Annotated in this window: 12 protein-coding genes; all 12 read left to right on the forward strand. The window is 31.3% G+C overall.

The window, feature by feature from the left end; all coding sequences use genetic code 11:
• The first annotated feature begins 20 nt into the window (after nt 1-20).
• The 12 genes from AC5M21_RS08215 (at nt 21) to AC5M21_RS08270 (ending at nt 16,671) form a co-directional block, all read left to right on the forward strand.
• Nucleotides 21-839 (forward strand): Cof-type HAD-IIB family hydrolase, encoded by an 819-nt coding sequence (locus AC5M21_RS08215; protein ID WP_008789244.1) that lies wholly within the window; start codon nt 21-23, stop codon nt 837-839.
• Nucleotides 839-1,012 carry a DUF4250 domain-containing protein gene (locus AC5M21_RS08220; protein ID WP_008789245.1) on the forward strand — a complete coding sequence of 58 codons (174 nt, stop codon included), beginning with the start codon at nt 839-841 and terminating at the stop codon, nt 1,010-1,012. The genes AC5M21_RS08215 and AC5M21_RS08220 overlap by 1 nt, the downstream gene beginning before the upstream one ends.
• A gap of 47 nt (nt 1,013-1,059) precedes the next feature.
• Nucleotides 1,060-2,262 (forward strand): threonine ammonia-lyase, encoded by a 1,203-nt coding sequence (ilvA, locus tag AC5M21_RS08225; protein ID WP_017144053.1) that lies wholly within the window; start codon nt 1,060-1,062, stop codon nt 2,260-2,262.
• A 267-nt stretch (nt 2,263-2,529) separates the two neighbouring features.
• The gene (locus AC5M21_RS08230; RefSeq protein ID WP_008789248.1) at nt 2,530-2,889 is read left to right on the forward strand and encodes a hypothetical protein; all 360 of its coding nucleotides are present in this window, start codon (nt 2,530-2,532) and stop codon (nt 2,887-2,889) included.
• Between the two features lie 387 nt (nt 2,890-3,276).
• Nucleotides 3,277-6,495, forward strand: coding sequence for a carbamoyl-phosphate synthase large subunit (gene carB, locus AC5M21_RS08235; protein WP_008789249.1), 3,219 nt, complete (start codon nt 3,277-3,279; stop codon nt 6,493-6,495).
• A 130-nt stretch (nt 6,496-6,625) separates the two neighbouring features.
• Entirely contained in the window at nt 6,626-7,894 is a 1,269-nt protein-coding gene (locus AC5M21_RS08240; RefSeq protein WP_008789250.1) for a glycoside hydrolase family 125 protein, read from the forward strand.
• A gap of 75 nt (nt 7,895-7,969) precedes the next feature.
• Nucleotides 7,970-9,310 carry a PTS sugar transporter subunit IIC gene (locus AC5M21_RS08245; RefSeq protein WP_008789251.1) on the forward strand — a complete coding sequence of 447 codons (1,341 nt, stop codon included), beginning with the start codon at nt 7,970-7,972 and terminating at the stop codon, nt 9,308-9,310.
• Nucleotides 9,303-11,948: a glycoside hydrolase family 38 N-terminal domain-containing protein gene (locus tag AC5M21_RS08250; protein WP_008789252.1), complete on the forward strand. Its 2,646-nt coding sequence runs from the start codon at nt 9,303-9,305 to the stop codon at nt 11,946-11,948. Before AC5M21_RS08245 ends, AC5M21_RS08250 begins: the two co-directional genes overlap by 8 nt.
• 41 nt (nt 11,949-11,989) lie before the next feature.
• The gene (locus tag AC5M21_RS08255) at nt 11,990-12,751 is read left to right on the forward strand and encodes a MurR/RpiR family transcriptional regulator (protein WP_008789253.1); all 762 of its coding nucleotides are present in this window, start codon (nt 11,990-11,992) and stop codon (nt 12,749-12,751) included.
• A gap of 276 nt (nt 12,752-13,027) precedes the next feature.
• Entirely contained in the window at nt 13,028-14,332 is a 1,305-nt protein-coding gene (locus tag AC5M21_RS08260) for a PTS sugar transporter subunit IIC (RefSeq protein ID WP_008789254.1), read from the forward strand.
• 12 nt (nt 14,333-14,344) lie between these two features.
• Nucleotides 14,345-15,829 carry a glycoside hydrolase family 1 protein gene (locus tag AC5M21_RS08265; RefSeq protein ID WP_008789255.1) on the forward strand — a complete coding sequence of 495 codons (1,485 nt, stop codon included), beginning with the start codon at nt 14,345-14,347 and terminating at the stop codon, nt 15,827-15,829.
• A gap of 86 nt (nt 15,830-15,915) precedes the next feature.
• Complete coding sequence (locus AC5M21_RS08270; protein WP_008789256.1) at nt 15,916-16,671, forward strand: MurR/RpiR family transcriptional regulator; 756 nt, start codon at nt 15,916-15,918, stop codon at nt 16,669-16,671.
• The last annotated feature ends 44 nt before the right edge of the window (nt 16,672-16,715 follow it).

Raw genomic sequence — 16,715 nt, forward strand, 5'->3', positions numbered from 1 at the left:
TATAAAAAATGGAGGGAATTATGAAATATAAATTAATAGCATTAGATCTAGATGGTACATTAAAAAATTCAAAGAATAAAATTACGCCAAAGACAAAAAAAGCATTAATACAAGCACAAGAATTAGGCATGAAAATTGTGCTGGCATCAGGTCGACCAACACCAGGATTGCGTCATGAGGCGAAAGAGTTAGAATTAGAAAAGTATGAAGGGTATATTTTATCTTTTAATGGGGCTAGAGTTGTTGATGTAAAAACAGGAGAAACAGTTTATGAACAGACACTTACTCTTGAAGAGGCTAAGAGAGCTTATGAACGCTCAAAAGAATATCAGTTATCTTGTATGACATATAAAGATAATATGATTATGACTGAAGATATTGATGATAAATATGTATGCATTGAAGGACAAATTAATGATATTGAAAAAAAGAAAGTCAGTTCATTTATTGATTGTTTAGAAGAGCCAATACATAAAGTTTTATTAACTGGTGATCCAGATTATGTGGGTAATATTGAAGCAGAATTTAAAGCACCATTTGGGGATACATTGAGTATTTATAGAAGTGCTCCATTCTTTATTGAAGTGATGGCGCAGGGAATCGATAAAGCAGCTTCATTAGACAGATTAGTTAAGACATTGGGAATTCGTCAGGAAGAAGTCATTGCGTTTGGTGATGGATATAATGATTTGAGTATGATAGAGTATGCTGGATTAGGTGTGGCTATGGATAATGCTGTTGATGGTGTCAAAGAAAGAGCGGATATGATTACAAAATCTCATGATGATGACGGTATTGCCTACACACTTTCACAAGTTATAGAAGGGATTGATGTATAATGTTACCAAATGATCCAGCGATGTTGTTAAGTTATATTAATATGAAACTAAGAGATCAATATGATTCATTGGAACGACTATGTGATGATTTAGATATTTCTAAGTCAGAAATTGTAGAAAAACTAAAAACAATAGATTATATTTATGATAATGAAAAAAATCAATTCAAATAATAAAATGTTTGTGCTATAATTGGGGAAAATATGTGGAGGAGAAGAATATGTTAAAATTAGAACAGTTTCAAGAAGCAAAAAAGAGAGTCGATGAAGTTATTATTCCAACTCCCTTAATATATAGTGATGCCTTTTCAAAAGAATGTAAGAATGAAGTTTATATAAAACCAGAAAATCTTCAAAGAACAGGGGCTTTTAAGATTAGAGGTGCTTATAATAAAATAGTCAAAATGGATGATTCAGCAAAACAACATGGATTAATTGCTTCTTCAGCTGGAAATCATGCTCAAGGTGTTGCATATGCTGCTAATAAGCTTGGTGTTAAAGCAACAATTGTTATGCCTAAACATACACCACTTATTAAAGTTGAAGCGACACAGTCACATGGAGCAGAAGTGGTTTTAGCTGGTGAAGTTTATGATGATTCATATAAGGCAGCATGTGATTTACAAAAAGAATATGATTATACTTTTGTTCATCCTTTTAATGATGAGGATGTTATTGAAGGGCAGGGAACAATTGCTTTAGAAATCTTAGAGGAATTACCAGATACAGATATCATCCTTGTTCCAGTTGGTGGCGGTGGTTTAATTTCTGGAATTGCCTGTGCAGCCAAACAAATTAAGCCAACGATTAAAATTGTTGGTGTGGAACCAGAAGGAGCCGCAAGTGCTTTAGCTGCTATTAATGAAGATCAAGTAGTTGCTTTAAAAGAAGCTGTGACAATTGCTGATGGAACTGCAGTTAAACAAATTGGTGAATTAACTTTTGATTACATTAAAGAATATGTAGATGGAATTATTACTGTTTCTGATTATGAATTGATGGATGCTTTCTTGCTGTTGGTTGAAAAACATAAATTAGTCGCTGAAAATTCAGGTATTTTATCATTAGCAGGTTTAAAAAAACTCAATGAAAAAAATAAAAAAGTTGTATCATTAATTAGTGGTGGAAATATTGATGTGATGACTATCTCATCAATGATTAATAAGGGCCTTATTGCGAGAGGAAGAATTTTTACATTCTCTGTTCAATTACCAGATAAACCAGGACAGTTAGAATATGTTGCACATGTTTTATCACAATGTAATGCAAATGTTATTGGCGTTGACCATAACCAGTTTAAAAACTTTGCCCGTTTTAGTGAAGTTGAACTTCGTGTGACTTGTGAGACAAATGGTGAATCACATATTCAAAAGATTATTGATACATTTAGTGAAGAAGGATATATTATTACAAAGATTAACTAGAATAGGTTTGATTAATGGGATAGAAATATCCTATTTTTTGTCTTGCATTACCTTGAAATCACAATTATTGACATTTATACATATGTGTTCTATAGTAAAATAAAGAGTTTTCTTCAGTGTAGTGGGATATATGAGTTATATTAATATATAGTGTCAAGTAGGGTAATAAGCTATAAGATTTATAATTGCCCATATACTGGCAGTCTCTCACTTTGGTTTAGATAATTTTAGAAATGAGCTCCCAAATTTATAAAAAGGAGATGAATTATGCTAAAAAAATTATGTTGTATTTTTATGTTGGTGGTTTTAGTAGCTTGTCAACAAGCTGATATAAATGTTGAACAAGGAAGTTATATATATAAAGGTGATGATATATCAGTACTGGCAACTTTGGAACTTAAAGAAAATGATGATGAAACTTGTTTTGAATTATCACCTGCGACTATCAGTTCTACCATGTATCGAGGAGATTATAAAGTTGATGGACATCGACTGATCTTACATGATGATGAAAAAGATATAGATATTTATTTTACAATTTATCAAAAGAAATTAATATTCTATGGGAGTTCTAAAGATAAAGTTGATTATTTGGATGAAAATAGTCAATTTATATTTGTCGAATAAGTATTGATAAAAACACAGAATGTTATAAGAAATTGATATGTTTATATAATTATAGAAAGTATCATTGTTGCCATGACTGATTTATAAATATAATATATGGATTAATGATATGATAAAGAAATGTAATTAAAATAATGTGGATATATGATTGATGTAAAACAAAAAGTTTTTAAAATTTTCCTTGAATATTGTTGTTATATCTAATATACTATATAAGAATAAGGAAGGAATGAGGAAAAATGACATTTTTTAGAGATATTGTAGTTAAAAACAATTGCAAAAAAAGTTCTTTTTCTCGTTTTTTATATTTGTTTCATTAGGCATATCATTTTTGTTGATATGTCTTTTTTATGAGAATTTTTATAAAGAGAAAGTGGAGGAATATATATGCCAAAAAGAGAAGATATTAATACTGTATTAGTTATTGGTTCTGGACCAATTATTATTGGTCAAGCGTGCGAATTTGATTATTCAGGGACACAAGCATGTAAAGCATTAAGAGGTTTGGGATATAAGATTGTATTAGTCAATTCAAACCCAGCAACCATCATGACAGATCCAGAAACTGCTGATGTGACTTATATTGAACCATTAAATTTAGACAGATTAACACAAATCATTGAAAAAGAAAGACCAGATGCATTGTTACCAAACTTAGGTGGACAATCAGCATTAAACTTATGTTTAGAATTACAAGAAGCTGGTGTTTTAGATAAATATAACGTGAAAGTATTAGGTGTTCAAGTTGATGCAATTGAAAGAGGAGAAGACCGCCTTGAATTCAAAAAAGAAATGAATAAACTTGGCATCGAAATGGCTAAGAGTGAGATTGCGAATACAGTTGAACATGCATTAGAAATTGCTGAAGATTTAGGGTATCCAGTCGTTGTTAGACCTGCTTACACTATGGGTGGAGCTGGAGGAGGACTTGTCTATAACGTAGAAGAGTTAAAAACAGTTGTTTCTCGTGGTTTACAAGCAAGTTTAGTTCATCAGTGTTTAATTGAAGAATCTATCTTAGGATGGGAAGAATTAGAAGTTGAAATTGTCAGAGATGCAAAAGGAAACATGATTACAGTTTGCTTTATTGAAAATATTGATCCATTAGGGGTTCATACTGGAGATTCTTTCTGTAGTGCTCCAATGTTAACAATATCTCAAGAAGTTCAAGATCGTTTAAAAGATCAAGCATTTAGAATTGTTGAATCTGTAGGTGTTATTGGTGGAACAAATGTACAATTTGCTCATGATCCAGTCTCTGATAGAATTGCTGTTATTGAAATCAATCCAAGAACTTCACGTTCTTCAGCATTAGCATCTAAAGCAACTGGTTTCCCAATCGCCCTTGTTTCTGCTATGTTAGCAGCAGGATTAACATTAGATGAGATTGAATGTGGAAAATATGGAACTTTAGATAAATATCAACCAGATGGTGAATATGTTGTTATTAAATTTGCAAGATGGGCATTTGAAAAATTCAAAGGTGCGGAAGATAAACTTGGAACTCAAATGAAGGCTGTTGGAGAAGTTATGAGTATTGGTAAGACTTATAAAGAAGCTTTCCAAAAAGCAATTCGTTCACTTGAAATTGGTCAATATGGATTAGGATATGCGAAAAACTTCAATGAATTAACAAAAGAAGAATTACTACAAAAGTTAACTGTACCAACAAGTCAAAGACAATTCATTATGTATGAGGCTTTAAGAAAAGGGGCAACAGTAGAAGAATTATTTGAATTAACTCAAATTAAACATTATTTCATTGAACAAATGAAAGAATTAGTTGAAGAAGAAGAAAATATAAAAACATTCAAAGGAAAAGAATTACCTGTAGATGTTTTAAAACAAGCAAAACAAAACGGTTTCTCTGATAAATATTTAAGTGAAATCTTAGATGTAGAAGAAGCAGTGATTAGAAATGAAAGATTATCTAATGGAATTAATCAAGCGTGGGAACCAGTTCATGTGAGTGGTACAAAAGATAATGCTTATTACTATTCTACATATAATGCTCCAGATCATAGTGATATTCATACTGATAAAAAGAAAATTATGATTTTAGGCGGAGGACCTAACAGAATTGGTCAAGGTATTGAATTTGACTATTGTTGTGTTCATGCTTCTTTAGCACTAAAAAAACTAGGATTTGAAACAATTATTGTCAATTGTAACCCTGAAACTGTATCTACTGATTATGATACTTCTGATAAGTTATACTTTGAACCATTAACATTAGAAGATGTCTTAAGCATTCATGAAAAAGAAAAACCAGTTGGTGTTATAGCCCAATTTGGTGGACAAACACCATTAAACTTAGCTGCTCAATTAAAGAAAAATGGTGTAAATATCCTAGGAACAACACCAGAAACAATTGATATGGCTGAAGATAGAGATTTATTCAATGCAATGATGGAAAAATTAGAAATTCCAATGCCTGAATCAGGAATGGCAGTCAATGTAGAAGAAGCATTAGAAATTGCAAAACGTATTGGTTATCCATTAATGGTAAGACCTTCTTATGTATTAGGTGGTCGTGGTATGGAAGTTGTTTATGATAATGAATCATTAGAACAATATATGAAAGCGGCTGTTGGCGTAACTCCAGATAGACCAATCTTAATTGATAGATTTTTAAATAATGCTATGGAATGTGAAGCAGATGCTATTAGTGATGGTACAAATGTATTTGTTCCTGCAGTTATGGAACATATTGAATTAGCTGGTATTCATTCAGGAGACTCAGCATGTATCCTACCTTCTAAACATATTCCAATGAGACATTTAGAAACAATTAAAGAATATACAAAGAAAATTGCTAAAGAAATGAATGTTCGTGGTTTAATGAACATGCAATATGCAATTGCTGATGATAAGGTCTATGTATTAGAAGCCAATCCAAGAGCTTCAAGAACAGTGCCTTTGGTATCTAAAGTATGTAATATTAACATGGTTAAAATTGCTACTGATATTGTGACAAGCGAATTAACTGGAAGAGTTTCTCCAGTTCCTACATTAACTGAAAAGAAAATTCCACATATTGGGGTTAAACAAGCTGTTTTCCCATTCAATATGTTCCCAGAAGTTGATCCAATTTTAGGGCCTGAAATGAGATCAACAGGAGAAGTTTTAGGAATTGCCAGTTCATACGGTGCAGCAATGTACAAAGCTGAAGAAGGTGCAAAAACAATTCTTCCAACTGAAGGAAAAGTTTTATTCAGTGTTAATGATTTAGATAAACCACAAGTTGTAGCTTTGGCTCAAGGATATTATGATGCTGGATTTACAATTGTCGCAACTGGAAATACATATGAATTGATTAAACAAAGTGGAATTCCTGTAGAAAAGATTAAGAAGATTCATGAAGGTAGACCAAATATTAATGATGCTTTAACAAATGGTGATTTAGCAATTATTATTAATACACCTCATGGTAAACAAAGTGCTCATGATGATAGTTATATTCGTAAATCAGCTATTAAAATGAGAATTCCATATATGACAAATATTGCTGCTGCAAAAGCTTCATTAGAAGGTATTATGGAAATGAAGATTCATGGTAGTCATGAAGTTAAATCTTTACAAGAATATCATAAAGCCATTAAATAATTGATAAATAGAAATCTATCACGTGGGAAAACCACGTGATTTTTCTATTATTAAGTTTGTAAAAATAATTCTCTCCTTGAAATAGACAAAAGAGTTAAATATAGTTAAGATAGAGTTGGAGGAAAAGAATATGAAAATAGAAGATTTATTCAAACAAGCAGATACTATATTAGAAGATGAAAAACTAAGAGAAATGTTTAAAAAATGCTTTCTATCAACATTAGAAACAAGTGTCAAAGTAAAAGGAGATAAAACGTATATCATTACTGGCGATATTAATGCTATGTGGTTACGTGATTCTAGTTGCCAAGTGAATCATTATCTTAAGTTTATAAAAGATGATTTAAAGTTACAAAAACTTATTAAAGGTCTAATTAAAGCGCAGGTTGATTACATATTGCTTGATCCTTATGCTAATGCTTTTCTGAGTGAACCAGATGTTGAAAGAGAATATCATGATACAACAATAATGAAACCTTATGTCTGGGAAAGAAAATATGAATTAGATTCTTTATGTTATCCTGTCAAACTGACTTATCAATATTATCAAGAGACAAAAGATCAAAGTCTCTTTGATGAAAAATATTTACATTTTATTCATACAATACTTAATATTATCGAATTAGAACAAAAACATAGTGAAAACTCTACATACACTTTTGAAAGAGATATAGCTAAGACATGGGATTTAAGAAAAACAGAAACACTTCAAAATCATGGACATGGCTTTGATACAAGATATACAGGAATGACATGGAGTGCTTTTCGCCCATCTGATGATGCGTGTACATTTAACTATAATATTCCTGGTAATATGTTTTGTAGTGTAATTTTAAATTATTTAAGAGAAATTGTTAGAGATATTTATAAAGATTCGTATTTAGAAGAACGTATTGTTGATTTGAAATTTCAAATTGACTATGGAATAGAATTATTTGGAATTGTTCATCATCCTCAATATGGTAAGATGTATGCATATGAAACAGATGGATATGGAAATCATGTTTTAATGGACGATGCCAATGTACCAAGTTTATTATCAGTTCCTTATTTAGGGTTTACTGATTATCAAGATGAAGTTTATCAAAATACGAGACAATTTGTTTTGAGTCATGAAAATCCTTATTATTATGAAGGAACACGTGCAAAGGGAATTGGTTCGCCACATACATGGCCACAATATATCTGGCCAATTGCATTATCAATGCAGGGTTTAACTTCACAAAATGAAAATGAAATGAAAGAATTAATTGATATGATTATGAATAATACTGGTGGGACTGGAGTCTGTCATGAAAGTTTTGATGTCAACGATGACTCAAAATATACAAGGCCTTGGTTTTGCTGGGCAAATTCTTTATTTGCTGAACTTGTATTGAAAGCATATTTTAAGATGTAAAAAAATTACAGTTTCTGTAATTTTTTTATGTAACCGCTTATTATATACTTGAATATGCAAGGGAGGAAGTTTCAAATGAAATATATTATGACTTTTTTAGAAAAATATTTGATGCCATTTTCAGATAAAATTACATCAAATAAATTATTAAATGCGATCAAAGACGCATGTATCTTAACAACACCATTTACTGTTGTTGGTTCTTTGGCAGGGCTTGTCAGCCAACAAGCGACTTATTGGTTTGGACAATGGGGAATCCCATTAGAAGGAATTTTAGGTAGTGTTGTTCATGCTTTTTCTAACATCAATACAGTTGCTATGGGGTTGATTGGTATTGTTGTTGTGCTTGCATCTTCATATAATTATGCAACACAATTAAGAATGGGTAAAGAAGGAGATAAATGTGTTCCTTTGGTTGCAAGTATTGTTTCTTTAATTGCTTATATTGCAACAATTCCAAATGCACTTCAAGTAGGTGATAATACAATTACAGCATTCCAAATTAATTTCTTTAATTATGAAGGAATGTTTGCTGGAATGATTATCGGACTACTATCATCTTATATGTACTACCGTTTAATTAATTCTAACTTTACAATTAAATTGCCTGGACAAGTTCCACCAATGGTGTTGAATTCATTTATGTCTATCATTCCATTCTTAGTTATTATTACAGTGTTTTCAGTTGTGAAAGAAGTTGTCTTATTAGCAGGATTTGAATCTTTGCAACAATTAATTACACAATTTATTATTTCGCCACTTAATGGTATTGGTACTGGTTTACCAGCAGTTATTATTGTCATTATTATTATGCAGTTATTATGGTTCTTTGGAGTTCATGGATTCTCAATTATGTGGGGATTAATCTCTGTATTATGGATGCCAATCTTCTACGAACATATTCAATTATATGTTGAGACTGGATCGTTTGCTGCAATTAAAGAAATTGCACCTAATACATTATGTAATGTTTATGCAATGATTGGTGGTTCTGGTTCAACATTAGCATTAGTTGTCTTATTACTTGTTTTAGGTAAGAAAGGTTCAGCTGAAAGATCAATTGGAAAGGTTGCTATTATTCCTGGATTATTTGGAATTAATGAGCCAGTAACATTTGGATTACCAATTGTTTTCAATCCAATTATGTTCTTACCATTTGTATTTGTACCAGTTATTAATGCAATTGTTGGTTATGTTGCAACCGCTGCTGGATGGGTTAATCATTTGGTTGTATTAAATTCAGGTGTAGAACCAGTTTTTGCAAATGCTTGGGTATTAGGTGCATTTACAATCAGTCCAGTTATCTTAATGGTTGCTTTGTTTGCATTAGATTTAGTTCTTTATTATCCATTTGTGAAATTACAAATCAAACAAAATAGTGAAACTGCTGAGAATGTGGGTGTGACAGTTGAGTAGAATACATTTTATTCCACATGTTCACTGGGATCGAGAATGGCTACGTTCAACAGATTCATCAAGAATAAAGCTTGTCTATTTCTTCGATCGTTTAATTGATATGTTAGAGAATGATCCCAAAATGTATTACTTTACTTTTGATGGTCAAACTGCTGCTTTAGAAGACTATCTTGCAATTCAACCGTTTCAAAAAGAGACAATAAAAAAATTAGTAAAAGAACGAAGACTCTTCATTGGTCCTTGGTATGTTCAACCTGATATGATTATTCCTTCAGGTGAAGCATTGGTTAGAAATTTACTCATTGGGTCTCAATATGCATCATCATTAGGTCATTGTATGAATGTTGGGTGGGTTCCTGATGCCTTTGGGCAAAATAAAATTACACCATATTTATTTAAAGAATTGGGCATGAAAGGAATTTATGCTTGGCGTGGATTTGATTATGAAGTCTTAAAGGATTCCTTGTTTATGTGGAAAGGAAATGGGAATGTTAAATTACCTACTGTTCATTTTGCTTTAGGTTATGGTCATTATCGTGGTTTTCCAGAAGAATATGAAAATGTCAAAGCAGATATGCAAGACTTTATACCAAAATTAGAAGCACGTTTTCAGGATCAGGAAGTTTTGTTTATGCTAGGAAGTGATTATGCCTTTCCACGTAAGCACTCTTCTTTAATGATTGAAAAATTAAAGCAAGAAGGTTATGATTGTCAAATGAACAATCCTGAAGATTACCTAGAGACTCTCTTATCAGCTGCTAAACACAATCATCATGTTCTTGAAGAATATCAAGGCGAAGCAAGAAGTGCGACGTTAGGGAGAATTCATGCTGGTATTACCTCAACTCGTATTGATATTAAAAATGCCATGAGATATTATGAGACCCTTATGGCTAAGGTTGTTGAACCAATGATTGCTATTTCACGTTTTCAAGGTGGTCATTGTCATCAGGAATTGGTGAATTATTTTTGGAAAATTATCTTTAAAAATCAATTTCATGATTCTATATATAGTTCATCACCTGAGAGTATTAATCAAACTGTTGAGAATCGTTTATTAAATTTAAGACATGGTTTAAATGAACTTATCTGGATGAATTTTAGATATTTGGCAGAATCAGCAAATCTAAGTTCAGTACAAAAAGATGAAGATATACTTGTATTGTTTAATACTTTGCCATATCAAAGACAGGATTATGCATTTGTAAGCATGATTGTTAAACATAAAGATTTTGTATTAAAGCGTCAAGATGGGACAATTGTTCCGTATCAGATGATGAATGAAGTCATAGCAACGTGTCACGATATTGAGTATTACAATGGTATGGAGAACTTTCATGATTCTGGAGAGGTTTTAGAAGGTACAAAATATAAAATACAAATCAAAATAGATGCATCTATTCTTCCAGCAATGGGATATGAAATCTTAAAAGTTTGTTTTCATCAACAAAATTCTCAAGAAATGATTGGCGATGTTCAAATCTTAGAGAATGGAGCAGAAAACCAATATTTAAAGATGTTTATTCAAAAAGATGGAACAATATCAGTTGAAAATAAGAAAACAAAAGAGGTTTATCATCATTTAAATGCTTTCGTAGAAAAGGGAGATGATGGTGATGAGTATAACTATTCACCATGTGGAAACGATAAAGAAATCAGTATTTATCATAATCAACCAACAATAACATGTATTGAATCTTCTGATATTGAAGTCAAGTATCGTATAGAATACAATGCCAAGGTTCCAGCAAAAGTCGTTAATCATGAACGAGTTCAGGAATTAGAAGCATTAAAAATAATTAGTGATGTTTCATTAAAAGCAAGAAGTCAGACAATTGATTTTACAACAACAATTGAAAATCATTCATGTGATCATATTGTTAGAGTCACTTTTGATGATCTTTACCAATCAGAAGAAAATTGTAGTCAAGATCAGTTTGGAACAATTATTCGTAAAAATATTATCGAAAATCAAAAGAGTTTAGAAGACGGTGCAACTGAATATGTTTTACCAATGTATGCAATGCAGCGCTTTGTTCAATTACATCACCAAAAGTCAATTATGGCACTGATTAGTAAAGGCCCTTTAGAATATGAAATAGAAAATAATCAGAAAATCTGTTTAACTTTATTAAGAAGTGTAGGGAAATTTGGAAAAGCAGACTTGCTAATTAGACCAGGAAGAGCTTCTGGATATCGTATGGATGCTCCATCTTCGCAGTTATTAAATAAGAACATAACGAGTGAATACTCTTTATTCTTTGGCATACAAGCAGATATGTCAAAGATGATACAAGATGCAGAAATGCTAAATACGCCTGTACAAACACGTTATTTAAATGATATAAGTAGACAGAAAAATCAAGGTCTAGATTGGCAGTATAGTGCTATCAGTCTTGATACACGTGTAGAACTTATGGCTTTAAAGAAAGCAGAACATGGACAATATTCAGTTATTCGTATAGTAAATAATCGTGATAATGATGTGGAGAATGTTAGATTTCATGTTCCTTTAACAAAGAAATGTTATTTGAGTGATGTTCAAGAGAAGAAAAAAATAGAACTTGAAAATAAAAATGGTGAAATTATTATCAAAAATATTATGTCAAATACTTTTGTTACTGTTATAATAGAGTAGATGAATTCTACTCTATTTTCTTGTAGAAAGGATGGTAATATATGAGTTTGATTAAGAACTTTCAAAAACATGGTAATCATTTAACTGAATTAGAAATAGAATGCTTTAATAAATTATTAGCATTCCATGATTTAGAACCAAGCCTCACTATTTCTTCTTTAGCAGATACACTTAATGTTTCTACTACAACAATTTTTAGAATGGTTAAGAAATTAAATTATAAAACATTTATGGATTTTCGGTATGATTTATTATATCATCGCAGAGATGAATATGAATATCAAGCACCAACTGAAAGTACCTGTGATTCATTAGAAAAAGAAATTAAAGATACAATGGAAATGTTAAGAAATGTAGATATTAATGATGCAGTTAAAGATATTGTTCAAGCAAAAAGTGTCTTGATTTGTTCTTCAGGGATGAATAAATATGTTGCTAAAATATTAGCTGTTAAATTAAGCTTGTATGGAATTAGAACAATATATCCTGATGATCATTGGTTTCTTTATTTAGAAGCTAATAATTTAACGGCAGAAGATTTTGTTATTGTCCTTTCTAGAGGTGGAACAACAGAGCCTATTCTTGATGTGATGAAGAATGCTAAATTAAGTGGCTGTAAAATCTTGTTAGTCACAGAAACAAGAAATTCACCAATGACACAATTATCTGATTATGTTATGAATGTTTCTGTATCTAAAGACGAAGGTTATGATATTGATTCTCGATTACATATCCATCTTGCTATTGAGTATTTATTAAGAGAATTAATGAATCAATATTTGTATAATAAAAAGTATTTATAGAATTCATGATAGAGTTTTATTTTATGTCAAATATTGTCTTTTTCTGTATTATAACTTAAATATGTAGATTTTATCTAAATGTAAGGGTTTCCATTCGTGGAAACTTTTTTGATTTTGAGAAAACTTTTGAATATAATAAAGGTGAAAAGAGGAGGGGGCATGTCAAGATTTATTATAGAACTGATCAAGCTATCATAAATCAGATAACATTATTCATTCATTTTATGTAAGTCTCTTTTTAAATGAATGACTGAACTAAAAAAGGAGGAAGAAAGTATGCAAGCTTTAAATCGTTTTTTTGAAAAATATTTTATGCCTTTTGCGACGAAACTCAATAGTATTAAAGGGCTAATTGCTATCCGTGATGCATTTATACAGATTTTCCCTCTTACATTTGTGGGGTCAATCGTTGTCTGTATTAATGTTGTATTATTAAGTTCTACAGGTTTTATTGGTCAGTTTCTTGTGAAATTGATTCCTAACTTAGATGATTTCCAAGCTGTTCTTGCACCAGTAGGGAATGGAACAATTAATTTAATGGCTGTCTTTATCGTTTTCTTAATTGCTAGAAATATGGCCAATCAATATAAAGTTGATGGCTTAAAAGCTGGGCTTACAGCTTTGGCATCATTCTTTGTGTTATATCCACCTAAAGTAGAAGGCATGTTAACTGATTCTTATTTAGGAGCAAATGGTATCTTTGTAGCCATTATTGCTGGATTACTAGTTGGTTATGGTTTTAGTAAGTTAACAAAGGTTGACAAACTTCAAATTAAGATGCCTGAACAAGTTCCACCTGAAGTGGCAAAATCATTTATGGTTGCAATTCCTTCGGCTATTCTTATTATATTGACTTCAATTGTTTCTTATTGTATTTCATTAATTGAACCTGCTGGGTTAAATGCATTGGTTTATGCTGCTTTACAAGCACCAATTCAATCTTTAGGAGCTACTCCATTTACACCACTTATCTTAATCTTGATGGCTATGATTTTATGGTCTGTAGGAATTCATGGAACATTTACAGTTTCTCCTATTTATCTAACACTCTATGCATCAATGAATATTGCTAATATTTCTTATGCTGCACAAGCTGGAACAACTGCTGGATCACCATATCCTTATACATGGTTTGCACTTTTTGAAAATTATGGATGTATTGGCGGGACAGGAAATACACTTGCATTGATAGTTGCTATCTTAATTTTATCTCGCAAGAAGGGTTGGAAAAGGGATGATTATACAAAAACAGCTAAGATTGGATTCATACCAGGCTTATTCTGTATTAATGAACCTATTATCTTTGGGCTGCCAATTGTCTTAAATCCAATACTTGTGATTCCATTTATATTAAGTCCAATTGTTTCAATGGGTTTAGGTGCATTAATGATTTCAACAGGATTTGTATTGCCAGGTACATTAGATGTTGGCTGGACAACTCCACAACCTATTAAAGCTTTCTTATCAGCTTCAGGTTCATGGGAAACGGCAGTATCAGTCTGTCTTGTCTTTGTCATATGTGTATTGATCTATTTACCATTTGTTGCAATGGCTAATAAGCAACAAACACAACAATCGTAAAGGAGAAGAGTTATGAGTCAATTTCCAAAAGATTTTTTATGGGGTGGTGCTACAGCCGCTAATCAGTTAGAAGGAGCATATAATGAAGGTGGTAAGGGTTTAAGCACTGCTGACATGGTTAAATTTGTACCAAGAGAGATTAGTCAAGGTAAAAATACTGAGACAGTGACATATGAAGAAGCTCTAGAGATTATAGCAGGGCAACATGATAATGAATATTATCCGAAAAGGTGGGGGGTAGATTTCTATCATCACTATAAAGAAGATATTGCATTAATGGCAGAGATGGGCTTTAAATGTTTTAGAATGTCTATTAACTGGCCTAGAATATATCCAAATGGTGATGATGAAACCCCTAATGAAGAGGGATTAGCTTTCTATGATAATGTTTTTGACGAATGTTTAAAATATGGCATTGAGCCATTAGTGACTCTATCACACTATGAAACACCACTAAATCTTGCCTTAAAATATAATGGATGGGAAAATAGAAAGTTAGTCCAATTCTTCAAGAATTATGCAACGACTGTATTTCAACGTTATAAAGATAAAGTCAAATATTGGATTCCATTCAATGAAATTAACATGTCACTACATTTACCATATACAGGTGGAGCTATATTTATTGAAAAATCAGAAGGTGAATTACAAGCCACATTCCAAGCTTTGCATCATCAATTTGTTGCAAGTGCTGTTGCTACAAAAGTAGCAAGAGAAATCAATCCTCATTTTCAAATAGGGTCAATGTTAGGAATGTCATTATATTATCCAAAAACAAATAAACCAGAGGATATTTTAGCAGCTCAATCAGCGAATCGTGTGAATTACTTTTTCTTAGATATATTATCTAAAGGTCGATATCCTGAATATGCTTTGACATATCTAAAGAAAAATCATGTGAATATTAAGATGGAGCCAGAAGATATAACTCTTCTTAAAGAGAATACAGTAGATTTCAATTCATTTAGTTATTATTATTCTTTATGTACTTGTGCATCGCCTGAAAACGAAGAAGGCTTAGTTGCTTTTGTTCCAGACAATGAAATTATTGATGAATTTCATCCAAGAAAAGTACGTAATGATAATCTAGAAGTGACTGATTGGGGATTTCAAATTGATCCAATTGGATTAAGAATTGCGATTAATGAAGTATGGGATCGTTATCATAAACCAATTATTATTTCAGAAAATGGATTAGGTACATATGATACACTTACAACTGATAAAAAAGTCCATGATGATTATCGTATCAAATACTTAAAGGAACATATTCACCAAATGAAAATATGTATTGATGAAGGCGTAAAAGTGATTGGTTATACATCATGGGGATGCATTGATATTGTCAGTGCCGGAACATCAGAACGTAGTAAACGTTATGGTTATATCTATGTAGATAGTGATGATTATGGAAAGGGAACAATGAAGAGATATAAGAAAGACTCTTTCTACTGGTATCAAAAAGTCATCTCGTCTCATGGGGAAGACCTAGATTGATGAATGTACAAACGATTGACTCTTGCTATGTATGAGTAAGAGTTTTTCGTGTATAATGAAAGAAAGAGAAGTAAGGGGATGAATATATGATTATTGATAAACTCAATGAAGTCCTGAATAGTGTTGAATCTTATACGACAATGTATGTGTTTTGTGCATATATAAAGTCCAATATTCATGATATTGCTCATATGACAATAGAAGAAGTTGCAAAAGATTGTTATACTTCTAAAGGCCAAATATCAAAATGTGCTAAGAATCTTGGCTTTGCATCTTATTTAGAATTTAAAGATGCTTGTGTCGATTATAGCCATTCCTTTAGAGATAAACCTGCGTTCTTCTCAAAAGAATATGATTTACCCCAAAATGCCAAGATATTCGCTGAATATATGTCGCAAACAATTATGTATGTTGGTGATAAGATCAATTATTCTAATTTGAATCATTTGATTAACGATATATTAAGGAGTCAAAAAGTTTATCTTTATGCTCAAGGAGATAATCGTTCACTTTGTAATGTGATTCAGGTAGAATTAAGCGCCCTGTATATACCTGTAGTTATTTGTGATGCAGATTTTATTAAAGAGTATCAATTTAAAGAAGATCATCTTTTAGTGATACTGAGTACAAATGGCACCATTTTTCAATTAAATAAGAGAATTATTTCACGTTTAGTCAATGCTGATGTCAAAACATGGCTAGTCACTTGTAATCATAATATTGAATTTCCTAAATACACTTTAATAGTTCCTTCATATGAAGATAAATATAATAAATTTGCAATTAGACATATTGTTGATATTATCATTGCTTCTATTCGTTTAATTCAACAACAACAATAAAACCAGAAATCAAACACTATTCTTTCTATCAAAGGAATATGTTT

Source organism: Coprobacillus sp., from assembly GCF_984815275.1.